The 22,600-nt window shown below is 65.7% G+C and carries 19 protein-coding genes and 1 pseudogene; 16 read left to right on the top strand and 4 right to left on the bottom strand.

Annotation, left to right across the window (positions count from 1 at the left end):
- The first annotated feature begins 38 nt into the window (after window positions 1-38).
- Both BBA01S_RS21005 and BBA01S_RS21010 read left to right on the top strand, forming a co-directional pair.
- Window positions 39-1,361, top strand: a complete 1,323-nt coding sequence (locus BBA01S_RS21005; protein ID WP_042297642.1) for a sensor histidine kinase — start codon at window positions 39-41, stop codon at window positions 1,359-1,361.
- Window positions 1,362-1,473: 112 nt separating this feature from the next.
- Window positions 1,474-2,094: a hypothetical protein gene (locus BBA01S_RS21010; RefSeq protein ID WP_027818182.1), complete on the top strand. Its 621-nt coding sequence runs from the start codon at window positions 1,474-1,476 to the stop codon at window positions 2,092-2,094.
- 110 nt (window positions 2,095-2,204) lie between these two features.
- Here BBA01S_RS21010 and BBA01S_RS21015 read toward each other — a convergent pair whose 3' ends face one another.
- The 3 genes from BBA01S_RS21015 to BBA01S_RS21025 all read right to left on the bottom strand — a co-directional run bounded on the left by BBA01S_RS21015 (window position 2,205) and on the right by BBA01S_RS21025 (window position 4,310).
- Window positions 2,205-2,942, bottom strand: a complete 738-nt coding sequence (locus tag BBA01S_RS21015; protein WP_027818183.1) for a response regulator — start codon at window positions 2,940-2,942, stop codon at window positions 2,205-2,207.
- Window positions 2,943-3,018: 76 nt separating this feature from the next.
- Complete coding sequence (locus tag BBA01S_RS48465; protein ID WP_281176980.1) at window positions 3,019-3,147, bottom strand: hypothetical protein; 129 nt, start codon at window positions 3,145-3,147, stop codon at window positions 3,019-3,021.
- Complete coding sequence (locus BBA01S_RS21025) at window positions 3,144-4,310, bottom strand: MFS transporter (RefSeq protein WP_084162414.1); 1,167 nt, start codon at window positions 4,308-4,310, stop codon at window positions 3,144-3,146. The genes BBA01S_RS48465 and BBA01S_RS21025 overlap by 4 nt, the downstream gene beginning before the upstream one ends.
- A 243-nt stretch (window positions 4,311-4,553) precedes the next feature.
- On the opposite strand from BBA01S_RS21025, the gene BBA01S_RS21030 reads away from it, so the two are divergent.
- The gene (locus BBA01S_RS21030; RefSeq protein WP_027818185.1) at window positions 4,554-5,537 is read left to right on the top strand and encodes a bifunctional helix-turn-helix transcriptional regulator/GNAT family N-acetyltransferase; all 984 of its coding nucleotides are present in this window, start codon (window positions 4,554-4,556) and stop codon (window positions 5,535-5,537) included.
- Here BBA01S_RS21030 and BBA01S_RS21035 read toward each other — a convergent pair.
- Complete coding sequence (locus BBA01S_RS21035) at window positions 5,515-6,471, bottom strand: LysR substrate-binding domain-containing protein (protein WP_027818186.1); 957 nt, start codon at window positions 6,469-6,471, stop codon at window positions 5,515-5,517. The two genes, BBA01S_RS21030 and BBA01S_RS21035, sit on opposite strands and share 23 nt — an antisense overlap.
- Window positions 6,472-6,565: 94 nt before the next feature.
- On the opposite strand from BBA01S_RS21035, the gene BBA01S_RS42025 reads away from it, so the two are divergent.
- The 13 genes and pseudogenes from BBA01S_RS42025 to BBA01S_RS21100 form a co-directional block, all read left to right on the top strand.
- Window positions 6,566-7,534 carry an alpha/beta hydrolase family protein gene (locus tag BBA01S_RS42025; protein WP_052391820.1) on the top strand — a complete coding sequence of 323 codons (969 nt, stop codon included), beginning with the start codon at window positions 6,566-6,568 and terminating at the stop codon, window positions 7,532-7,534.
- Between the two features lie 77 nt (window positions 7,535-7,611).
- Entirely contained in the window at window positions 7,612-8,604 is a 993-nt protein-coding gene (locus BBA01S_RS21045) for an alpha/beta fold hydrolase (RefSeq protein ID WP_027818187.1), read from the top strand.
- A 180-nt stretch (window positions 8,605-8,784) separates the two neighbouring features.
- A complete protein-coding gene (locus BBA01S_RS21050; protein WP_042297607.1) occupies window positions 8,785-9,300 on the top strand; it encodes a sigma-70 family RNA polymerase sigma factor in 516 nt (171 codons plus the stop codon).
- Entirely contained in the window at window positions 9,297-10,343 is a 1,047-nt protein-coding gene (locus tag BBA01S_RS42030) for a FecR domain-containing protein (RefSeq protein ID WP_042297608.1), read from the top strand. Before BBA01S_RS21050 ends, BBA01S_RS42030 begins: the two co-directional genes overlap by 4 nt.
- A gap of 121 nt (window positions 10,344-10,464) precedes the next feature.
- Complete coding sequence (locus BBA01S_RS21060) at window positions 10,465-12,954, top strand: TonB-dependent siderophore receptor (protein WP_084162394.1); 2,490 nt, start codon at window positions 10,465-10,467, stop codon at window positions 12,952-12,954.
- Between the two features lie 249 nt (window positions 12,955-13,203).
- Window positions 13,204-13,593 carry a hypothetical protein gene (locus tag BBA01S_RS21065; protein ID WP_027818190.1) on the top strand — a complete coding sequence of 130 codons (390 nt, stop codon included), beginning with the start codon at window positions 13,204-13,206 and terminating at the stop codon, window positions 13,591-13,593.
- A 196-nt stretch (window positions 13,594-13,789) separates the two neighbouring features.
- On the top strand, window positions 13,790-14,767 hold the full coding sequence (locus tag BBA01S_RS42035) for a LysR family transcriptional regulator (RefSeq protein ID WP_042297609.1): 978 nt from the start codon (window positions 13,790-13,792) through the stop codon (window positions 14,765-14,767).
- 27 nt (window positions 14,768-14,794) lie between these two features.
- Entirely contained in the window at window positions 14,795-15,469 is a 675-nt protein-coding gene (locus BBA01S_RS21075) for a response regulator transcription factor (RefSeq protein ID WP_027818191.1), read from the top strand.
- Between the two features lie 246 nt (window positions 15,470-15,715).
- Window positions 15,716-18,988, top strand: a complete 3,273-nt coding sequence (locus tag BBA01S_RS42040; protein WP_084162396.1) for an efflux RND transporter permease subunit — start codon at window positions 15,716-15,718, stop codon at window positions 18,986-18,988.
- Complete coding sequence (locus tag BBA01S_RS21085) at window positions 18,978-20,192, top strand: efflux RND transporter periplasmic adaptor subunit (protein WP_027818192.1); 1,215 nt, start codon at window positions 18,978-18,980, stop codon at window positions 20,190-20,192. Before BBA01S_RS42040 ends, BBA01S_RS21085 begins: the two co-directional genes overlap by 11 nt.
- Window positions 20,193-20,250: 58 nt before the next feature.
- Complete coding sequence (locus BBA01S_RS42045) at window positions 20,251-21,735, top strand: efflux transporter outer membrane subunit (RefSeq protein ID WP_042297610.1); 1,485 nt, start codon at window positions 20,251-20,253, stop codon at window positions 21,733-21,735.
- Window positions 21,736-21,966: 231 nt separating this feature from the next.
- Complete coding sequence (locus BBA01S_RS21095) at window positions 21,967-22,227, top strand: PAAR domain-containing protein (protein WP_027818193.1); 261 nt, start codon at window positions 21,967-21,969, stop codon at window positions 22,225-22,227.
- A gap of 17 nt (window positions 22,228-22,244) precedes the next feature.
- Window positions 22,245-22,600, top strand: a pseudogene (locus BBA01S_RS21100) (hypothetical protein); the annotation flags it as partial.

Raw genomic sequence — 22,600 nt, forward strand, 5'->3', positions numbered from 1 at the left:
GCCTGCGCGTGCGCCTGCTGCTCTGGCTCGTGCTGCCGATGACGCTGTTCATCGCCGCCGCCGGGCTCATCACGCGCGGCAACGCATGGCGCACGGCGAACCTGCTGCAGGACGACGCGCTGCTTTCAGCGGCGCGCGTGATGGCGGGCGACATCGGCTGGGAAGGCAATGCGCTGAGCGCCTCCATTTCACCGAGCGCCATCGAGATCCTGCGCACGCCGCACCGCGACCAGGTGTTCTTTCGCGTGCAGGAAATCGGCGGGCCGATCATCGCGGGCACCTCGGATTTTCCGCAGCATGTGCCCGAGGCCTCCCCGCAGTGGTACGACGCCGAAGTCAACGGCACGCCGATCCGCGCCGTCTCGCTGATCCGGCCGATGTACGACGCGGGCGCGACGCGCCGCGTGATCGTTTCGGTCGGTCGCACGCTCAATGAGCGCGACGCGATGGCGGGCGCGCTGTGGCGCCCGCAAATGTTCTATTTCGCGGGCATCGTCACGGCCGCGGTGATCCTCGTGTGCGTCGGGCTGACGCTGGAACTGCGCCCGCTCACGCGTCTCGCGCGCGGGCTGCCGCAGCGCGTGCGCACTTCTTCGCGCATGGCGTCGGTGCGCATCGACGTCGAGCCGCTGCGCACGGAACTGCGCCCCATCGTCAGCGCGTTCAACGCCTGTCTCGACCTGATCGAGCGGCAAACGGCGATGCAGCGCCGCTTTATCGCCGACGCCGCGCATCAGCTGCGCACGCCGCTCACGCTGCTCGGCACGCAGCTGCAATACGCGCGCCGCCAGCAGGATCCCGAACGCCTGCACGAAACACTCACGGCGATGCACCAGAGCAACCGCTCGCTCGTCGGGCTCACCAACCAGTTGCTCACGCTCGCGCAGGCCGAATCGGCGGATTACACGCAATTCGAAGGCGTGAGCGTGGACATGCGCGCGGTCGCGACCGGCGTGATCGAGCAGCTTGCGCTGCTCGCGCAGCGCCGCCGCGTGGAACTGGTCGCGACGCTCGCGCCGCACGCCGAAGTGACCGGCAACGAGCAGTTGCTGTCGGTGCTGGTGTTCAATCTCGTCGATAACGCGATCCGCTATTCGCCCGAAGGCGGCACGGTCGCGGTGACGCTCACGGCGGGCGAGCATCCGCCCGTGCTCAGCGTTGCCGACGAAGGCGCAGGTATCGCCGATGCGCTGCGCGACAAGGTGTTCGAACCGTTCTTCCGTGCGTCGACCTTGCCGGGCAGCGGCCTGGGCCTGGCCATCGTGCGCGAGATCGCACGCGCGCACGGCGCGGACGTGAAACTCGAACACGGCGCACAAGGTCGCGGCACCGTGGCCGTGGTGGAGTTCGCGGCGCGCTGAGCGCGTGCACTGCCCGATACTTTCTTCGACTTACCAACGCCCCCTGGGCTGGCGCGAACGGCATACGATGGCGCCAGACCATCAGCATTCCGATAATTTCCAGGGGCATTTCATGACCATCAGCGTGGCCGCCGGGTCGAACGGCGACTCCACTTCGTTCTACGCCCTCTGGACGTCGAAGCACGATCCCGACGATACGGCGTCCTCGGGCGACACGCTTTCCACATCCGACGACGAATCCACGACGCTCGACAGCAGTTCCAGCGCCGATCCGCTCAAGCAGGCCGTGACGGACGCACTGAATTCGCTCGGCGCGGACACCGATTGCGACGGCGACGACGGTTCGGACGACGACTTCAGCGACGTGCAGGACAACAGCGCGACCGCCGCCGACAAGCTCGCCGCGCTTCAGCAGTTCCTCGGCTCGCTGTTTCAGGCGGCGGCGCAGCAAGGCACAACCGTGAGCAGCGCCGATGCGACGTATAGCGGCGGCCTGGCATCGGCGGTGTCGGGGCTCGCGCAATCGGCGTCTTCACTGAACGGTGCGGGCAGCGCGAAAAGCGATCTCGCCGCGAGCTACGAGAACCTGCTCGACACGCTGGGCGTGAACTCGGACGATCCGCTCGACGACGCCGCGATGGATCTTCAGCAGTTTCTTTCGACGCTCGCCAGCAACCTTCAGGCGCAAGGCGCTTCGTCCGCGAGCGGGCTCTTCATCGATATTTCGGCTTGAATCCGGCCGCGGCGCCTGGCGAATAGCGATTAGCGCCGCGGCCTCACGATGTCTCGGTGGTACCTGACGCGCCGGGCGGTTTCGCCGGCGCTTTTTTTATCGCTGCGTTTTCAGGTGGGGATGTCGGCCAGCGCTTGCGGCGCCTGCGACGGATCGGGCACGAACACGTAGCCCTTGCCGCGCACCGTATGGATATAGCGCGGCGCGGCGGGATCGTCCTCGACCACGCGGCGCAGACGCCAGATCGGTACGTCGAGACTGCGCTCGCGGAATTCGCGCGCGTCGCGATGCACGATGTCGTGGATCAACGTGCGCGTGAGCACCTTGTACGGATGCGTCGCGAAGATCTTGAGCAGCGCGAATTCGCTTTCGCGCAGCGGGATCAGCGTCTGCTCGCGCGAGAGCGTGCGCATCGTGAAGTCGAGTTCGAACGGGCCGAACTGGTAACGCGTGCGCACTTCGGGCGCGCTCGCCGTGGACGGGCCGCGCCGGCGCAGGATGTTCTGGATGCGGATCAGCAGTTCCTGCGGATCGAAGGGCTTGGGCAGATAGTCGTCCGCGCCCAGCGTGAGGCCGCGAATGCGGTCGGTCACGCTGCCGCGCGCGCTCACGAAGATCACGGGAATATCGTCGCCGGCCGCGCGCAAGGCGGTGATAGCTTCGAGACCGTCGGTCTGCGGCATCATGATGTCCAGCACGACGATAGAGGGACGTTCGCGTTCGAGGCGGCGCAGCAGATGCTTGCCATCGTGCAAGACCGCCGTATCGAATTGATGCGAGCGCAGGAAACGGCTCAGCAGATCGCGCACGACAGGATCGTCGTCGACGATTAGGACACAGGGCTTCATGCGCGAATTTTATAGCAGCGCCCGTACCCGGATGAGGCCCGTTTCCTTACCCTTCCTTTCCCTGTGCATGCAACGTTCAGCCGCAAAACGCGAGGCCGGACAGCACCGCCAGCAGCGCAGCGGGCGTGAGCCAGCCCGCAAACGCTACCGCGCTCGACACGATCAGTAATACCGCGACTGCGGCTGCGAGCCACACAGGTTTCATGCTGGCTGAGCCACGCCAGCATCGATGCGCACGACGCGGCGGTCGTCGATCGGCAGATGCAGCAGGCCGGACAGCACACCCAGGCAGATCGACCCGTACCACAACCATGCATAGGAATGCGTAGCATCGAACACCACGCTGCCCAGCCACACGCCGAAGAAGCCGCCAAGCTGATGCCCGAAGAACACGAAGCCAAACAGCGTGGCGATATACCGCACGCCGAATACCTGCGAAACGATGCCGTTGGTGAGCGGCACCGTGCCAAGCCACGTCAGCCCCATCGCGAAGGCAAACGCATAGAGGCTCACGGGCGTGAGCGGCAGCGCAATGAACAGCGCCATCGCGGCCGCGCGCGTGAAGTAAATGGCCGACAGCAGATATTTGCGGCGCAGGAAGCCACCTGCATAGCCGCACAGAAACGTCCCCGCCGTATTGGCCAGCGCGATGATGGCCAGCGCCATGCTCGCCTCGCGCGCGCTCATGCCGCGGTCGAGCAGGTACGCCGGCAGATGCACGCCGATAAACGCCAACTGGAAGCCGCACGCGAAGAAGCCCAGATTGAGCAGCCAGAAGCCGCGATGCGCAAGCGCCTCTTTCACGGCGGCCCGGATCGTGTCGCCCGCATGTTGGCGCGCGACGTCGTTCGCGGGCCGGTCGCGCAGGCACGCCGCGAGCGGCGCGCTCGCCAGCATCACGACCGCCAGCACGCCAATCGCCGACGCCCAGCCGATCGAGCCGATCATCCCTTGCGCGAGCGGCACCATCCAGAACTGCCCCAGCCCGCCGATCGTGCCCGCCACGCCCAGCGCCCAGCCGCGCCTGTCGGCGGGAAAGAGCCGCGAGAGCGCGCCATAGACCGCACCGAACGCCGTACCCGAGAGCGCAATGCCGATCAGCAGGCCCACGCCGAAGGTGTAAGCACCCACTGACGACGCCTGCGCCATCACCGCGAGACCCAGCGCATAGAGCACCGCGCCCGCGAAGATCACGCGCGCCGATCCGAACCGATCAGCGATCATGCCGGTAAGCGGCTGCGCGACACCCCACAGCAGGTTCTGCAAGGCAAGCGCGAGGCCGAAGGTCTCGCGCGTCCAGCCACGGTCGAGCGTCACCGGCAGCAGGAACAGACCCTGCACGTTACGCACGCCCAGCGCCGCGCCCATCACGACGCCACCCGCCACCACCAGCAGCCAGCGCTGCCGCCATACGTCTTCTGCATCCCTCACCGCTGTCTCCTCGATACGCGGGCCATGCTCGCAGTAGAGCGCGCACGAGGGGACGTGCTCAAGTGAGTTTTCAGCGGTTTTCGCATGCATGCGGCGCATGCGACGCCCGCCATCGAGACTTGAACTGGTTGCGATCCGCAACTATCATGGGTTCGACACACCCTCTCTTTGGGAACCACCATGGATTTCGTCGATTCCCCCGCGCAAAGCCGCGACGCCACCATCCTCGAACTACGCGACTTCTCGCGAAAACTGGTTCGCGAACTGGGCTTCATGCGTTCGACGCTGGCCGACAGCGACCTCGCGCCGTCTGCCGTCCATGCCGTGCTGGAGATCGGCATGCGGGCGGGCATCAACGCGCGGGATCTGGCGCAGACATTGCGGCTCGATAAATCGAACACGAGCCGCCAGATTGCGCGACTGGAAGCCGACGGTCTGGTCGAGCGGCGCGCGTCACCCGCCGACGCGCGCTCGTCCGAACTCCATCTCACGGCGCAAGGCCAGACGTTGCGCCGCCGGATCGACCGTTTCGCAACCGAGCAGGTATCCAGCGCGCTGCGCCGCCTGCTGCCCGCCGATCAGCAGGCGCTGCTGCGCTCGCTGGCGCTCTATGCCGATGCGCTGGCGCAAGACAATGGCGCGAAGCCTTCGACCGCGGAGCCAGGCGGCCCGCAGATCGAAGAAGGCTACCGGCCAGGCTGCATCGGCGATATCGCCAGCCTGCACGCACGCTTTTACGCCACGCATTGGCGCTTTGGCGCGTTCTTCGAGCAGCGGGTCGCGACGGAACTGGCGGCGTTTGCGGGCTCGCTCCCCGCGGCGGGCAAGGCGCTCTGGCTGGGCGTCGAGAACGGCCGCACACTGGCCTCGCTGGCTATCGACGGCGATCCGCACACGGGCACCGCCCACCTGCGCTGGTTTATCGTCGACGATGGCTTGCGCGGTTCCGGCATGGGCCGTGAATTGATGACGCGCGCGATGGATTTTGTCGACGAGCAGGGTTTTCAGGAGACCTGGCTCTGGACGTTCAAGGGCCTGGATGCGGCGCGCCATCTTTACGAGTCGTTCGGCTTCGCGCTGCGCGAGGAAGCCGAAGGCGCACAGTGGGGCGCGACCGTCACCGAGCAACGCTTTAGCCGCGTCAAGCCGAAACCGGGCCACTGACAAGGGCGGAAGCCGGTCCCTGGCGCACCTCCTCCAGGATCCATTCGACGACGGCGCTGACATCGGCGCGCGGTGCGGCATCGGCCTGATGAAGCCAGTAGGCGTAGCCGGTCGGCTCGGGCGGCCTGGATTCTGCGGCTTGGCGGATCGCCACGAGCCGCCCGTCCGCCAGCATCGGCTCGACCAGCGCGAGGCGGCCCAGCGCGATGCCGCGCCCCGCGAGCGCAGCCTGGATCACCTGGTCGTAGCGGTTGAAGCGCAGCACGCCGCGCGCAGGCTGGCTGTCGAGTCCGAGCGCGCCCAGATGGTCGGGCCAGCGCAGCATCGGACGGCGCGGGCCGTCGAATTCCAGCAGCACGTGGCGCGCAAGCGTAGCGGCGTCGAGCGCCGTCACGCCCAGCGAAGGATGCGCCACCGGCGTCACATATTCCTCATAGAGCCGGTGCGCCGTGGCGAACGCGCCAGGTGAAGCATGCGCGGGCGCGTAACGCAGCGCGAGATCAATGCCCTGGGCGCGCAGGTCGAGCACCTTGTCGGTCGCCGCCACGCGCAGGTCGATCCCGGGATGGCGCTCCTGCAACGCGCCCAGACGCGGCAACAGCCAGAGACCGGCCACGCCCAGGCTCGCCGTGATCGTCACGGGCTGGCGCACGCGCGGCTGCATCAGCGCGTCGACGACATCCTGAAGCTGCGCGACCGCGCCCTCGGCGGCGCGAAAGAGACGCTCGCCCTCGGGCGTGAACGTGATCGAGCGATAGCCGCGATTGAGCAGGCGCACGCCCAGTTGCGTTTCGAGCGCGTTGACCTGGCGGCTCACGGCGGACTGCGTGAGGCACAGGTCTTCGGCGGCGAGCGTGATGCTCATGCGCCTTCCCACAGCCACGAAGCCACGGATAAAGTCGAGCGACGGCAGCTTGACGAGCGGAATTGACATGCGTGCACCTCATGCGAGCGATGCATGAAGATTGATTGAGCGGGGCGCGCGGGTCAAGTTCAATGGCGGGCAGCGTCACCATTCCTGTGCTCCCATGTCCGAACCGATCTTCCTGCATGCCGCCGATGGCTTCCGGCTCGGCGGCTTCGTCTGGCGGCATCGCACGCCCGAAGTCGACGACGAACCGCGCCCGCTCGCCATCGTCAATGCCGCGACGTCCGTGCGCTGCCGCTATTACTTTCGCTTCGCCGCGTGGCTGCATCGGCATGGCTGGGACGTGCTCGTGTACGACTACCGCGGTATCGGCGAATCGCGGCCCGAGCGGCTTGCCGGTCTCGACGCTTCGTGGCTCGACTGGGGAGAGCAGGATTTCGAAGCCGTGCTGCGTCATGCACGCGGGGCGTTTGCGGGTCAGCCCGTCGATGTGGTCGCGCATAGCATCGGCGGCTTCGTGACGGGGCTTGCGCCTTCCGGCGCGAGGATCCGGCGGGTGTTCACGGTCGGCGCGCAGTACGCCCATTGGCGCGATTACGCGCTGCGCAGCCGCCTGCCGATGCTGCTCAAGTGGCATCTGGTCATGCCCGCCCTCGCCCGGGCCTGCGGCTATTTCCCGGCTTCGCGGCTGGGCTGGATGGAAGACACGCCGCGCGGCGTCGCCTTGTCATGGAGCCGCAGCCGCGCGCGCTTCGAAGACACTTATGTGCATGCGCCCATTGCGCGCTCTGCGCAGGAGCGCGCGGCGCTCGTCCAGCGCCTGGCCGCGTTCGCCGCACCGATTCTCGCAGTGAGCGTGACCGACGATCCCTTCGGCACCGTCGCCGCCATCGAACGCCTGCTCGGTTGTTTCACGCACGCGCCGCGCACGCATCTGCGCATCGCGCCCGCCCAGATCGGCGTGCGGGAAATCGGCCATTTCGCGTTCTTCCACAGCCGCTTTGAAACGCAGCTGTGGCCGCTGGCATTGCACTGGCTGCGTACGGGCACGCTTGCGCCGGACACGCCAGGCGGCGTGATTTCATCGCACAGCGTCACGACGGAAGCAGCCGAATCCACCACCCAGTGACGATGAAATAGATCGATCGTTCTTTTTGAGACGAATTCTGCTATCGTGCGTGGGCAGCGAACCTCCGAGGAGCCTCCATGAGCGCATCATTCGCCCACCGTTACGCGTACACGAACGGTATCCGCATGCACTACGTCGAGCACGGCGAAGGGCCGCTCGTGCTGCTCTGCCACGGCTGGCCCGAGTCCTGGTACTCGTGGCGGCACCAGATCGAGGCGATTGCCGCCGCGGGTTTTCGTGTGGTCGCGCCCGACCAGCGCGGCTACGGCGACACCGAAGTCCCCGCCGACACCGCCTCGTACGACATCCTCAACCTCACCGGCGACCTGGTCGGTCTCGTGCATGCGCTCGGCGAGACGCGCGCGATCCTCGCCGGGCATGACTGGGGGTCGATCGTCGCGGCCACGTCCGCGCTGCTGCGCCCGGACATGTTCCGCGCGCTGGCGCTGCTGAGCGTGCCGTACCTGCCGCGCTCGCGTGTGCGTCCCGCAGCGTATTTCCAGACCCATACGCTCGAAAAGCACTTCTATCAGGACTATTTCCAGCTGCCTGGCCGCGTCGAGCGCGAACTCGAAGCGGACATCCGCCGCTCGCTGCTGGGCATTTACTACACGGCGGGCGGCGAGAGCCGGCGTCATCCGGAGCATCGGCGCAAGGGCTTTATTGGCTTCGAAAAGAACCAGCGTTTCGTCGATAGCCTTGCGTATCCCGACACGCTGCCGGGCTGGCTTTCGGCCACCGATCTCGATACCTTCGCCGCGCAGTTCACGAAAAGCGGCTTTCGCGGCTCGATCGACTGGTATCGCAACCTCGACCGCAACTGGGCGCTGACGCCCTTCCTCGACGGCGCGCGCATCCAGCAACCCACGCTCTTTGTCGCGGGCGAGCAGGACGGCGTGATCCACATGATGGCGAAGGCCTACGAACAGTTGCAGGATCACGTGCCGCGCCTGACGAAGAAGGTGCTGCTGCCCGAGGCCGGGCACTGGATCCAGCAGGAGCGGCCTGATGAGGTGAATGCGCTGTTGCTGGAATTTCTGCGCGAGGCGGCGGTGCGGGATGCGGGTTGAGTGCTGCGCGTGCGGCCGGACTGAAGAGTAAGGAGGGGACGTTCGCGTCCCCTTTTTTTAGCGGCGATTCTGTTGCACAAACCGTAACATCAGGATATAAATGCAAATCATTCGTATTCCGGTCGCATAGACAGACCGACTGCACCGGCTAGCGGCGCGGGTAAAAAAGGGGTTTGCTCGATGTCCGCCGTCCTGATCGACGCGCAACAGCAGGTGCACGCGCTCTATCGCGACCATCACGGCTGGCTGCATGGCTGGCTGCGCCGCAAGCTTGGCGACGCCTTCGAGGCCGCCGACCTCGCGCACGACACCTTCCTGCGCATCCTGAGCGCGCATGAGCGCCTGGGCGCGCCCGATCTGCTGGAGCCGCGTGCCTATCTCACGACGGTCGCGCGCCGCGTGCTGCTCAATCACTACCGGCGCCTCTCGCTCGAACAGGCGTTTCTCGCCGCGCTCGCGCAGTTGCCGGAGCCCCAGGCGCCGTCCACCGAGGAGCGCCTCGTGATCCTCGAAACGCTCCACGAAGTCGATGCGATGCTCGACAGCCTCGCGCCCAGGGCGCGCATGGCCTTCCTGCTCGCGCAGCTCGAAGGGCTGACCTACGCCGAGATCGCCGAACGCCTGCAAGTGAGCGTTCGCACCATCAAGCGCTACATGGCGGACGCGTTCGAAGCCTGCCTGATGATCGCGTTGTGAGCGCGCGCCTCGATAACCACGCCGACGACGATCGCCGGCCGCTAGAACGCGCCGTGGCGCGCGCGGCGGCCGAGTGGCTTGTGCGCCTGGCCGACAATCCCACGCCCGAGGACATCGACGCCTGCACGCGCTGGCGCGCGGCGCACCCCGAACACGCGCGCGCATGGCAGCGTGCCGAACGGCTCAATGCGAAGTTCGACGTGCTGCCCGCGAAGGTGGGCATGTCGACGCTCGCGCGCGCCGAGCGCGGCAAGCCGCATGCGGGCATCGACCACGCGCGCAGACGCGCCGCGCTCAAGACGCTGAGCCTGCTGCTGGTTGCCGGGCCAACGGGCTGGCTCGCGTGGCGTACGACGCCGTGGCGCGTCTGGTGCGCCGACGCGCGCACCGGCACCGGCGAGCGCCGCACGCTGATGCTTGCCGACGGCACGCGCGTCGACCTGAACACCGCCACCGCGCTCGACGTCGCGTTCGACGCGCACGAGCGGCGCGTGCGGCTCGATACGGGAGAAATCCTCGTCGATACCGCGCCCGATCCGCAGGTGCCCGCGCGGCCCTTCATCGTGCAGACCGACGATGGGCGCATCCGTGCGCTCGGCACACGTTTTGTGGTGCGCGAGGACAGCGGTACGCGCGTGGCCGTGTTCCACGGCGCGGTCGAAGTCACGCCCGCCGATGCGCCGCATCTCGCGCGCGTCGTCGTCGCCGGGCAGCAGACGCGCTTCACGGCCGACAGCATCGATGCGCCCACGAGCGCCGATCCGCACGGCGCGGACTGGTCGCGCGGCGTGCTGTTCGCGCAGCGCGTGCGCCTGGCCGATTTCCTCGACGAGTTGAGCCGTTATCGGCCGGGTCTCGTGCGCTGCGATCCGGCGGTGGCCGACCTGCACATCTCCGGCGCGTTCCAGCTCGCCGATACCGACAACATCCTCGCCGCGCTGCCCGAAACGCTGCCCGTGCAGGTGATCTGGCGCACGCGCTATTGGGTAACCGTCGCGCCGGGGCCGCAGCCGCAGCCTGGACAAACTGGCGGCGCGGCCTGACGTTTTTCCACCTTCAGCGCGCCCTCATAAAAATATTCGCGCAAGCGTGTCCCCTTTCCTGATTTCGCGTGTCAAGCACGTATCAACCGATTCAACACACACCGCACGATCAGGAGTTTCCATGTCCGCACGCCGGCCCCGCCGCGCCATTCAGTCCGTTGCGCGCCCCGCCGCCCGCCCGCGCTTTCCCTTGTTCGCCACCCGCAGCGCCGCCGTCGCGCTGGCCTTGCGCGCCATCCCGGCCAGCCTCGCGCTAGGCGGGCTTTGCGCGGCTCCGGCTGCGTTTGCCGCACAAGCTGCCGCGAGCCAGTCGTATAACGTGCCAGCAGGGCCGCTCGGCACGGCGCTGTCCGATTTCGCGGTGCAGGCGGGCGTGACGGTGCAACTGGATGCGCGTCTCGTCGACGGTCTTGCGAGCCCTGGCCTGCGCGGCAGCTACTCGGTGGCCGACGGTTTCGGCAAGCTGCTCGCAGGCACGAAGCTGGAGATCGCGCAGAGCAGCACGGGTGTGTGGCTCGTGCGAGCGCGCGCAGCCGCAGCCGATACAGCCGCTTCGGCTGCCGACGCCACGCTGCCCACCGTGAAAGTCGCCGCGCAGAACGACAGCCCCTACGGCCCGACCGAAGGCGTAGTCGCCAAATGGAGCTCGACGGCGACCAAGACCGGCACGCCCATCGTCGAAGCGCAGCAGTCGATCTCCGTGGTCACGCGCGACCAGATGAACCAGCAGAACGCGCAGACGCTCAACGCGGCCGTGCGCTACGAAGCGGGCGTCAGCACCGAAACGCGCGGCGCCGTCGCCACGCGCTACGACATGCTGAACATCCGTGGCTTCAGCGCCGATACGTACTGGAACGGCCTCAAGCAGATCGGCAGCGGCATGTACACGACGCCGCAGGTCGATCCGTATTTGATGGATCGCATCGAAGTGCTGCGCGGGCCGGTGTCCGTGCTGTACGGCCAGGCCAGCGCGGGCGGCCTGATCAACCAGGAAAGCAAGCTGCCGACCGTGCAGCCGTATCACGAAGTCGGCGTCGAGTTCGGCAACGACCGCCATCAACAGGCAACGATGGACTTCTCCGGCCCCATCGCCGGCGACCAGCATTACCTCTATCGCTTTACGGCCATCGGCCGCCAGGAAGACGGCCAGGTAGAGAGCACGCGCAACGAGCGCGTGGCCGTGGCGCCCTCCTTCACGTGGCGCCCCGACGACAAGACCTCACTCACGCTTTACGCGCTCTATCAGCGCGATCCGGCCAGCACGTCCTATGGCAGCGTGCCCGCGGTCGGCACGGTGCTGTACGATCCGCTCGGCACTATCGGGCGCGGCTTCTATGACGGCGAAGCCAGCTTCGAGCGCTTCAGCCGCACCCAGGAAGCGGTGGGCTACCAGTTCGAACACGCGTTCAACAACACGTGGAAGGTGCGCTCGAACGCGCGCTACTATCACATCAGCCAGGACTACGCGAGCGTCTACGGCAGCAACCTCGAAGACGATTACCGCACGCTCGACCGCGCCACGGCAGTCTCGTACGAGCAGCTGAATTCGTTCGCCGTCGACAACCAGGTGGAAGGCAACTTCTCCACCGGCCCCGTCGATCACACCGTGCTCGCCGGTTTCGACTACCAGCACATGGGCACGGACTACGCGACGGGCTTCGGCAGCGCGCCCTCGATCGACGTGTTCAATCCCGTGTACGGCGCCGCCGTCGATTACCCCGCGCTCACCCGCACGCGCGCCAGCAGCAATCAATACGGCGTCTACGCGCAAGACCAGTTGCGTTACAAGAAAGTGCTGATGACGGTGGGCGTGCGCCAGGACTGGGCCAACACCGTCACGAACGACCTCACCGACAACACGCGCCAGTGGCAGAACGATCACGCCATGACGTGGCGCGGCGGCATCAGCTACCTGTTCGACAGCGGCATCGTGCCGTACTTCAGTTATTCGGAGTCCTTTGCACCGCAGTCGGGCACGGACATCAACGGCAAGGCCTTCGATCCCGAACGCGGCCGCCAGTATGAACTGGGCGTCAAGTACCAGCCGAAGCACTACAACGCGCTGTTCACGGCGGCGATCTTCGACCTGACGCGCAAGAACCTGCTCACCACCGATGCGACCAACCCGAACTATCAGTCGCAGGCCGGCGAGGCGCGCTCGCGCGGCGTCGAACTCGAAGCGAAGGTGAGCCTCACGCGTTCGCTCGATGTTTCCGCAAGCTACACGTACCTGAACACGATTTACACGAAGGACAACAGCGGCTTGCAGGACAAGCACCTTGCCGCGATTCCGTCGAACCAGGCCTCGCTCTGGGCCTATTACACGATTCATGGCGGCCCGCTTGCGGGTCTGTCGTTCGGCGGCGGCGGCCGTTATACGGGCGCGACCTATAGCACCGACAACAGCTTCCAGGTACGCAGTTTCTTCCTCGTCGATGCGGCGCTGCGCTATGACCTCGGTTACGCGATCCCGCGCCTGAAAGGCGCCGAAGTTTATGTCAACGCGCAGAACCTGTTGAACAAGACTTACGTGGCGTCGTGTTATATCGGCAATTACTGTGCGTATGGCTACGGCCGTCAGGTATTTGCAGGCATGAATTATCGCTGGTAAATGCAATAGTCCATTGCGGATTATTTTCATGTTCGCGCGTTAAATGACACGGCTGTCATTTAACGCGCGAACTTCCTTGTCGTTCGGGCCTTTGCGCCGCCCCGTCCCACCATCTGCACAGCCGTAAATCTCCCCACCTCTCGCCGTTTTTTAAATTAGTTTTCATCTTGAGTGAGCGGCAACTTAAAACACCGATGCCGGGCCGGAACCGATAATTCCTTCCAGTTTCTGGACTGCGAGGAACGCACCATGCAAAAGCCGATGTCGGTCGAACTCATCAATGAATATGGCGAGCACGCGGTCAGCGTGAATATCGACGGCCATGCCGCGCTGCTCGATACGGCCGACGTGGATGGCCTCATCGAGGAGTTGAGCAAACTGCGCGCGCAAATGCGCCCTGCCGTGCCCGAGCAGCCTTTGCGCTCGCATCAGTACGTGCTCGAAATCGATCCGTGCTGGTACACCGAACGCAATCCGCTATTCGACGGCGCAGTGGTGTTCCTGCGCCACACCGGCCTTGGCTGGGCCGGTTTCGCCATTCCCACCGAAAGCATGCAACGCCTGAAAGACGCACTGAGCGCGCACGAAGCCGCCGCGCAGCGCGAGGCGCGCATTCCCATGCACGCGTTGCCGAATTAGGCAACACGCGGCGCAGCGGAATAATCTGCCGCGCCAACCGTTCAACTCGTGAATACAGACCCGCGCGCAGCGCGAGCGGGCCAGCGCCGTCATGCGTGATTGCTCACGCGTGCGCTGCGCCCGTTCGTCCCTTCCATTCAGGGCATGCTGCGCGCCGCCCTGAGCATTCTCGCCCTTATCGGCACGGACTCGCCACATGAACCAGCTACAAGCCATGCGCGTTTTCACGCGCGTTGTCGACCTGAGCAGCTTCAGCCTCGCGGGCAAGCAACTCGGCATGTCCGCCGCGGCGGTTACGCGCAGCGTCGGCATGCTCGAAGCGCACTTGAACATGCGCCTGTTGAACCGCTCCACGCGCAGTCTTTCGCTGACCGAAGCAGGCCGTCTCTATCTGGACGGCTGTCGCGCCGTGATCGACAAGCTCGACGAAGTGGAATCCGAACTCGTGCGCGCCACACGTGACCCGAGCGGCGTGCTGCGCATCGCTGCGCCTTCGGTGTTTGCAAGCGGCGCGCTCAGCACGCTGCTGGGCGCGTATCGCGGCGTGAATCCGCGGGTGGATTTCGACGTAACGGCGTACGACAGCCATATCGACATGATCGAAGGCGGCTTCGACGTGTGCTTCGCCACCGACCGCCAGCAGGTGAACGCTTCGCTCGTGAGCCGCAAGCTCACGTCGGTGAAGGAACTGGTCGTGGCCACGCCCGCCTATCTCTCGCGCAAAGGCATGCCGCGTTCGCCCGCCGATCTTTCGCAACACGACCTGCTCGCGGTGTCGGATGCGCCGCGCAGCTGGGAATTCGCCAATGCCGAAGGCGTGCAGCGCGTGAACGTGAACGGCCCGCTCACGGCGAGCGGGTACGCAACGGTGCGCGCGGCAGCACTCGCCGATATGGGCGTGGCGCTGCTGCCGTTGCCGCTCGTCGCCGACGATATCGCGCGCGGCGTGCTGCTGCCCGTGCTCAACGCGTACGACGTGAACGGCGGCATGCAGCACGTTTGCATCGTGTATTCGGGCCGCAATTACCTCACGATGAAAGTGCGCAGCTTTATCGACTTCGCCGTCGAGCAGTTCCGCTCCCATCCCACGCAGACGCAGATGCAGGCACATATCGCGCCCGCTCCTCACGCCATGCCGCACGCACTGCGCGCCGTCGCGCAATTTGCCGCCTGATCGGCACTGATCGACACCTGGAAAGCCATGCCCAGAATATTGACCATCGAAGACGACGCCGTCACGGAACAAAGCGTCGTTCCCACGCTCGCCCAGACAGGCTTCACTGTCGATGTCGCGCGCTCCGGCCGCGAAGGCATCGCCATGGTGATGGCAGGCGACTATGACGTGATCGCACTTGAGCGCCGCCTGCCCGACCTGGACGGCCTCACTATCGTCACGACCATGCGCGGCGTAGGCATCGAAACGCCCGTGATCGTGATGAGTTCCACCACCGGCGTGGAAGAACGCATCCAGGGCCTGCGCGCCGGTTGCGACGACTATCTCACGCGGCCTTTTTCAATCGACGAAATGTCCGCACGCGTGGAAGCGCTCGTGCGCCGCCGCACGCGTCCTGTTGCTGCGGAAACCGTGCTGCGCGTGGGCCCGCTCGAACTTGATCTGGTCAAGCGCAAGCTCACCTGCCGCGAGAAGATCCTGCGCCTGCGTCCCACCGAACTGCGCGTGCTGGAATTCATGATGCGTCACGCGGGCCAGGTGCTCACGCGCACGATGATTTTCGAAGGCGTATGGGGCGGACGTTTCGATCCCGGCACCAATCTCGTGGACGTGCATGTGGGCAGGCTGCGCAATCGCGTGGATACACCAGGCGAGCCATCGCTGATTCGCACGATACGCGGCTCGGGTTATCTGCTCGGTTGAATGCTTCTGTTGCAATAACAGATAAACGTTTCAATTTAGCGTTTCGTAGTCCTTTTTGTTAAAAAAACCGGCCAGTAAATAAAACTTCTTTCATCTGTCTGGTTGCTGGACGTTACACCCCGCCCGCGACAATACCGGCGTCGGTTCCTCCGTAGTTTCCCGTACTTTCCTCGTTGTTTTGCGCCGCCTGGGCGCACCGGTACGCGACGGAAACCGACGCCGATGTTCTGAACGGAGCCCCTTCTGATGCTGAAAATCGTCCGGCTGGCCTTGAACCGTCCGTACACGTTCATCGTGCTGGCCCTCTTGATCCTGATCGCTGGCCCGCTCGCTGCGTTACGTACGCCAACCGATATCTTTCCGGATATCCGCATTCCCGTGATCAGCGTGGTGTGGAATTACGCCGGTCTGCAACCCGACGACATGTCGGGCCGAATCGTCACCTACTACGAGCGCACGCTCGGCACGACCGTCAACGATGTGGCGCACATCGAATCGCAGTCGTTCCGCGGCTACGGCATCGTGAAGATCTTCTTCCAGCCGACCGTGGATATCCGCACGGCCACGGCCCAGGTGACCTCGGTTTCACAGACCGTGCTCAAGCAGATGCCGCCTGGCACCACGCCGCCGCAGATTCTTAACTACAACGCGTCCACGGTGCCAGTGCTGCAGCTCGCGCTCACGAGCGACAAGCTCAACGAGCAGCAACTCGGTGACTACGCAACCAACTTCATCCGGCCGCAGTTGCTGTCCGTGCCGGGCGTCGCCATTCCGACGCCTTACGGCGGCAAGACGCGTGAGGTGCAGATCGACCTGGATCCGCAGGCGCTGCAGGCGCGCAAGCTCTCCGCGCAGGACGTGGCGAATGCGCTCGCGCAGCAGAACCAGATCATTCCGGCGGGCACGCAGAAGATCGGCCAGTTCGAATACAACGTGCGCCTGAACAACAGCCCGCTCACGATCGAGGCGCTCAACAACCTGCCTATCAAGACAGTGAACGGCGCCGTGATCTATATGCGCGACGTCGCGCACGTGCGTGACGGTTATCCGCCGCAGGGCAATATCGTGCGCGTGGACGGTCACCGCGCGGTGCTGATGTCGATTCTCAAGAACGGCTCGGCCTCCACGCTCGACATCATCGCGGGCGTGAAATCCAAGCTTCCGCTGATCGAACAGTCGCTGCCGCCCAGCCTCAAGCTCGTGCCGCTGGGCGATCAATCGGTGTTCGTGAAGGGCGCCGTGAGCGGCGTGGCGCGCGAAGGCATTATCGCGGCCGCGCTGACCTCGGCGATGATCCTGCTGTTCCTCGGCAGCTGGCGCTCGACGCTCATTATCGCGGCGTCGATTCCGCTCGCCGTGCTCGCAGCCATCGCGGGTCTCGCGGCCTGCGGCGAAACGCTCAACGTCATGACATTGGGGGGGCTCGCGCTAGCGGTGGGTATTCTCGTCGACGATGCCACCGTGACGATCGAGAATATCAACTGGCACCTGGAACAGGGCAAGGACGTGCGCAGCGCGATTCTCGACGGCGCCGCGCAGATCGTCGCGCCCGCGCTGGTTTCGCTGCTGTGTATCTGTATCGTGTTCGTGCCGATGCTGCTGCTCGACGGCATTGCGCGCTACCTGTTCGTGCCGATGGCCGAGTCGGTGATCTTCGCGATGATCGCGTCGTTCATTCTCTCGCGCACCTTCGTGCCGATGATGGCGCGTTACCTGCTCAAGCCGCACGCTTCGCAAGGCCACGCATCGGGCGAACTCGCCGCGGTCATGGCGCCGCACGGCGCGCACGATCACGTCAAACCGTCACGCAATCCGCTGGTGCTGTTCCAGCGCGGTTTCGAGCGTCGTTTCGAACGCATTCGCGCCGGCTATCGCGGCGTGCTGGGCCTCGCGCTCTCGCATCGCAAGCCGTTTGTCGTGGGCTTTCTCGCCATCGTGATGCTGTCGTTTGCGCTGGTGCCGTTCCTTGGCCGCAACTTCTTCCCGAATATCGATTCCGGTGAAATCGAAATTCACGTGCGCGCGCCCATCGGCACGCGCGTGGAAGAAACCGCCGATCTCTTCGACCATATCGAAGACACCGTGCGCCATGCGATTCCCGCCGACCAGCTCACCAGCATCATCGACAACATCGGCCTGCCGAACAGCGGTATCAACCTCACGTACAACAATAGCGGCACGATCGGGCCGCAGGACGGCGACATCATGATCTCGCTCGGCGAGAACCATGCGCCGACCGCCCAGTATGTGAAAGCGTTGCGCACGCAACTACCTCGCCTGTTCCCCGGCACGACGTTCTCGTTCCTGCCCGCCGACATCGTCAGCCAGATCCTGAACTTCGGTGCGCCCGCGCCGATCGACGTGCAGGTCAGCGGCCCGAACATGGAAGCGAACAAGAAGTACGCCAACGAACTGCTGCGCCTTGTCGCCAGGGTGCCGGGCGTGGCCGACCCGCGCATCCAGCAGGCGTCGACCTACCCGCAGCTCACCGTGGCCGTCGACCGTTCGCGCGCCGATGAACTCGGCATCACCGAACAGGACGTGACGAACTCGGTGGTGGCGAGCCTTTCGGGCACGAGCCAGGTGTCGCCAACCTACTGGCTCAATCCGAAGAACGGCGTGTCGTATCCGATCGTCGCGCAGACGCCGCAGTACCGCATGACCACGCTCTCCGACCTGCAGAACCTGCCGGTCACGAGCAAGACGGGCGGCTCGCAGATTCTCGGCGGCATTGCCACGATCACGCGCGGCACCGCCGACGCCGTGGTCTCGCACTACAACATCATGCCGCTGTTCGACATCTACGCGACGACCCAGGGCGCCGACCTGGGCGCCGTGGCCTCGCAGATCCAGGCCGCCATCCATGCCACCGCCAAGGACGTGGCGAAGGGCTCGACCGTGACGATGCGCGGCCAGGTGCAGACCATGAACAGCGCGTTCACGGGCCTGCTGCTCGGCCTCGCGGGCGCAGTGCTGCTGATCTACCTGCTGATCGTCGTGAACTTCCATTCGTGGGCCGACGCCTTCGTGATCGTCTGCGCGCTGCCCGCTGCGCTCGCGGGCATCGTCTGGATGCTGTTCACCACGCACACGCCGCTGTCCGTGCCAGCGCTCACCGGCGCGATCCTGTGCATGGGCGTGGCGACCGCCAACGCGATTCTGGTGGTGTCGTTCGCCCGCGAACGGCTCGCGGCCACCGGCGACGCCCTGCGCGCCGCGCTCGAAGCGGGCTTCACGCGTTTCCGCCCGGTGCTCATGACCGCGCTCGCCATGATCATCGGCATGGCGCCGATGGCGCTCGGCATGGGCGACGGCGGCGAACAGAACGCCCCGCTCGGGCGCGCCGTGATCGGCGGCCTGCTGTGCGCGACGCTCGCGACGCTGCTGTTCGTGCCCGTGGTGTTCAGCCTCGTGCACCGCAATGACCGCGGCGATGGTGACGACGGCGATGATGAGTCGCGCGCCACCATCCCCACTCTGGAACAACCCGCCCTCGAGGGAGAATCCCATGTCCACTGAAGTCGACATCGCCCCGCCGCAATCGCTGCGCCACCTGAAGTCCGTCGCCGCCGTGGCGCTGATGGTCGCCGCCGGGATCGTCTCCGGCGGTCTGTTCAGCCGCGTGCACGCGCACCAGGAACTCACGTCCTGGACTGACGCGCAATCGGTGCCCACGGTCGCGACCGTGCTGCCCGAGCCGAGCCCGGCCTCGCAGGCGCTGGTGCTGCCGGGTCACCTGGCCGCGTACATCAACGCGCCGATCTACGCCCGCGTGTCCGGTTACCTGCACGCGTGGTACGCCGATATCGGCACGCATGTGAAGGCGGGCCAGTTGCTGGGCGTGATCGATACGCCCGACCTCGACCAGCAGCTTCAGCAGGCGAACGCCGATCTGCAGAACTCGATCGCCAACGAAAAACTCGCGGCCACCACCGCGAAGCGCTGGACTGAGATGCTCAAGCAGGATTCGGTCTCGCAGCAGGAAGCCGACGAGAAGACCTCCGACCTGATCGCCAAGCAGGCCACCGTGCAGGCGAACCAGGCCAACGTGCGCCGCCTCGAAGCGCTCGAATCGTTCAAGCGCCTGACCGCGCCGTTCGACGGCGTGGTGACGGCGCGCAAGACCGACGTGGGCGCGCTCATCGACGCGGGCAGCGGCAGCGGCCCGGAACTCTTCACGGTGTCCGACGCGAGCCAGTTGCGCGTCTACGTGAGCGTGCCGCAGAGCGATGCGGCCTCGATCAAGCCCGGCATGCACGCCACGCTCACCGTGCCGGAGCGCCCCGGCGTGAAGTTCGACGCGAAACTCGTCGATACCGACCAGTCGATCTCGGCCGATTCGGGCACGATGCTCGTGCAGCTCTCCGTCGACAACAAGCAGGGCATGCTGTTCCCGGGCGAGTACACCGAAGTCCATCTGGCCATGCCCGGCGATGCGCACGCGCTGTTCGTGCCCGCCAGCGCGCTGATCTTCCGCGCGCACGGCATGCAGGTCGCCGTGGCGGGCGCGGATCACAAGGTGCAGTTGCGCGACGTGACGATCGGCACCGACCTGGGCACGCGCGTGGAAATCATCGAAGGCCTGAAGGCTGGCGAGCGCGTGATCGACAATCCGCCCGATTCGCTGGCGAACGGCGACGTGGTGCGCCTTGCCGCCACCGAGGCGAGCGACACCGCCAGCAACACCAGCGCGTCGCACGACGCGGAGCACGCGCATGGTTAAGCGGTTTCCCCTGCCCTCCCTGGCGCGCGGGCGCTCGCGCTCGCGCTTTCAGGCACGCTTGAATTCGCGCCTGAAGCTCGTTGTGCTCGCAACGACTGCCCTGCTGGGCGCCTGCTCGTTCGCGCCCGTGTACCACGCGCCCGCCACGGCCATGCCGACGCACTTCAAGGAAACCGGCGGCTGGCAGATGGCGCAACCCGCCGACCAGTTGCCGCGCGACGGCTGGTGGAAGGTCTTCAACGACCCGATGCTCGACCAGCTTGAGCCGAAGGTGCAGCAGGCCAACCCGAACATCGCCGCCGCGCTCGCACGCCACGATGAAGCCGATGCGCTCACCTCGCAGGCTAAATCGGCGCTGCTGCCGACTATCGGCCTGGGCGCGCAAGTCCAGCGCGACCGGCAATCGGCGCTGCGTCCGCTGCGCGGCTCCGGTCAGCCGAACGTGTACAACTCGAACACGCTCGACGTCGGCATCGGCTACGACCTCGATCTGTGGGGCAAGGTGCGCAACGAGGTCAAGGCCGGTCAGGCAACGAGCGAGGCCAGCGAAGCCGATCTCGCCTCGCTGCAACTGAGCCTGCAGGCCAAACTCGCGACCACCTGGTTCAACCTGCTCGGCCTCGACCAGCAGTCGAAACTGCTCGACGATACGATTGCTGCCTACCGTCACGCGCTGGAGCTGACCGAGAGCCGCCATCGCGGCGGCATCGCGTCCGATCTGGACGTGTCGCGCGCGCAGAACCAGCTGGCCGCCGCCCAGGCGTCCGCCGACGACGTGAGCGCGCGCCGTGCGCTGTACGAGCACGCGATCGCCACGCTGATCGGCGTGCCGGCATCCGACTTCAACGTCGCGCCCGACACGATGCGCCCGCACCTGCCGAACCTGCCGGCCGGGCTGCCTTCGGCGCTGCTGCAACGGCGTCCCGACATCGCCGCCGCCGAGCGCCGCGTGGCGTCGGCCAACGCGGAAATCGGCGTGGCTAAGGCCGCGTTCTTCCCGGATCTGTCGCTGGGCCTCGACGGCGGTTTCCAGAGCGACACGTTCAGCCCGTGGCTGGCCGCGCCCAACGAAATGTGGTCGATCGGCCCGACGCTCGTGCAGACGATCTTCGACGGCGGCCTGCGCAAGGCGAAGGTGCGCGAAGCGCGCGCGAAGCTCGACGAGAACGGCGCGAATTACAAGGCCACCGTGCTCAACGCGTTCCAGCAGGTCGAGGACAACCTCGCGCTGCTGCACCATCTGGGCGACGAGGCGCAGCGCGAGGACGAGGCGCTCACGGCGGCGCAACGCACGCTGACGCTGTCGATGTCGCGCTATCGCGATGGCGTGGTGAGCTACCTGGATGTGGTGACGGCGCAGACCACGGAGCTGTCCACGCAGATCAGCTCGCTCGAACTGGATACGCGGCGCCTGGACGCGACTGTCGGCCTGATTCAGGCGATTGGCGGCGGCTGGAGCACCCAGCAGCTCGATGCGAAGTCTGATGCGAAGGCCGATGCTGCAAAGGCGGACGCAAAGCCGGATGCAAAATCGGCGTCCTGATTAAGGCGTTTCAGTGGGATCCGACGACCCGGTCGCTTGCGCGGCCGGGTCGTTTTTTATTGGGCCGAGTTTGTCGAGCGTCAAATCATCGGCCATCGCGTGAGTATTTCCGCGGCCAGACGCGCGAAACACCCTGCGAATTCAGAATTTTCGGATACAAGAATCTCTTGATCGCGACCATTTTAGCGTTTTCGGGCAACAACCCTGCTGCCCGGATTCCCTGGAGTGACCATGCGAGACAACAAGACCGGGCGAGACGTGGCGCGCATGTGCGATACCACCGACCATGGCGGCCAGATTCTGCAAGCCGCATCCAACCTCACGCACAACGGCCAGCGCGTCGTACTGGACGGCCATCTGGTGCGATGCCCCAAGTGCGGCGGCGACTTCGCGATCAAGGCAAGCGGGCCGCGCACCCATAACGGCGTGCTGGTCGCGTTTCTGGGCGACAGAACGGCCTGCGGCGCTACGTTGATCGAGGCCACGCCGTGATACGCGAAGCGTGGCAGATGCTGGGAATGCGTGGCCCCGCTCTTCCTGAACGCCAGACCATCGGGCCGGGCGGCTATGAACGCACCGAAAGCTTGCTGGTGCCGCGCCGCATCGCCGGCGGCGAGTCTATTGGGTCGTTGTTTGAATATCGCGTCGAGGCAAGCCAGCGCGCAAATATCGCGTCCATGTCATTCGACATCGACGCGCGGGAGCGGATCGATCTCGACCGCATCGCGGGCAGCGCAATTAGCTTGACGATCGATCTTGAACGCCTGGACATCGCGGACGGTAGCGGACGAATCTGCACCGCGAGCAACGGGGCGGGCACGCGGCATATCAACGGCATCGTCTCGAAGGCTGGTGTGCTAGAAGG

Origin of the sequence: Paraburkholderia bannensis NBRC 103871, from assembly GCF_000685015.1 — a bacterium.
GTDB classification, from domain to species: Bacteria; Pseudomonadota; Gammaproteobacteria; order Burkholderiales; family Burkholderiaceae; genus Paraburkholderia; species Paraburkholderia bannensis.

What these genes read in the sequence shown, in the direction of transcription:
- BBA01S_RS21045 (WP_027818187.1), top strand. Translation starts at nt 7,612, where the DNA reads ATGAGCGCATCATTCGCCCACCGTTACGCGTACACGAACGGTATCCGC.
- BBA01S_RS21015 (WP_027818183.1), bottom strand. Translation starts at nt 2,942, where the DNA reads ATGAAGCCCTGTGTCCTAATCGTCGACGACGATCCTGTCGTGCGCGAT.
- BBA01S_RS21010 (WP_027818182.1), top strand. Translation starts at nt 1,474, where the DNA reads ATGACCATCAGCGTGGCCGCCGGGTCGAACGGCGACTCCACTTCGTTC.
- BBA01S_RS21085 (WP_027818192.1), top strand. Translation starts at nt 18,978, where the DNA reads ATGTCCACTGAAGTCGACATCGCCCCGCCGCAATCGCTGCGCCACCTG.
- BBA01S_RS42040 (WP_084162396.1), top strand. Translation starts at nt 15,716, where the DNA reads ATGCTGAAAATCGTCCGGCTGGCCTTGAACCGTCCGTACACGTTCATC.
- BBA01S_RS21005 (WP_042297642.1), top strand. Translation starts at nt 39, where the DNA reads ATGACGCTGTTCATCGCCGCCGCCGGGCTCATCACGCGCGGCAACGCA.
- BBA01S_RS48465 (WP_281176980.1), bottom strand. Translation starts at nt 3,147, where the DNA reads ATGAAACCTGTGTGGCTCGCAGCCGCAGTCGCGGTATTACTGATCGTG.
- BBA01S_RS21060 (WP_084162394.1), top strand. Translation starts at nt 10,465, where the DNA reads ATGTCCGCACGCCGGCCCCGCCGCGCCATTCAGTCCGTTGCGCGCCCC.
- BBA01S_RS21025 (WP_084162414.1), bottom strand. Translation starts at nt 4,310, where the DNA reads ATGGGCGCGGCGCTGGGCGTGCGTAACGTGCAGGGTCTGTTCCTGCTG.
- BBA01S_RS42035 (WP_042297609.1), top strand. Translation starts at nt 13,790, where the DNA reads ATGAACCAGCTACAAGCCATGCGCGTTTTCACGCGCGTTGTCGACCTG.
- BBA01S_RS21095 (WP_027818193.1), top strand. Translation starts at nt 21,967, where the DNA reads ATGCGAGACAACAAGACCGGGCGAGACGTGGCGCGCATGTGCGATACC.
- BBA01S_RS21030 (WP_027818185.1), top strand. Translation starts at nt 4,554, where the DNA reads ATGGATTTCGTCGATTCCCCCGCGCAAAGCCGCGACGCCACCATCCTC.
- BBA01S_RS21035 (WP_027818186.1), bottom strand. Translation starts at nt 6,471, where the DNA reads ATGTCAATTCCGCTCGTCAAGCTGCCGTCGCTCGACTTTATCCGTGGC.
- BBA01S_RS21075 (WP_027818191.1), top strand. Translation starts at nt 14,795, where the DNA reads ATGCCCAGAATATTGACCATCGAAGACGACGCCGTCACGGAACAAAGC.
- BBA01S_RS21050 (WP_042297607.1), top strand. Translation starts at nt 8,785, where the DNA reads ATGTCCGCCGTCCTGATCGACGCGCAACAGCAGGTGCACGCGCTCTAT.
- BBA01S_RS42025 (WP_052391820.1), top strand. Translation starts at nt 6,566, where the DNA reads ATGTCCGAACCGATCTTCCTGCATGCCGCCGATGGCTTCCGGCTCGGC.
- BBA01S_RS21065 (WP_027818190.1), top strand. Translation starts at nt 13,204, where the DNA reads ATGCAAAAGCCGATGTCGGTCGAACTCATCAATGAATATGGCGAGCAC.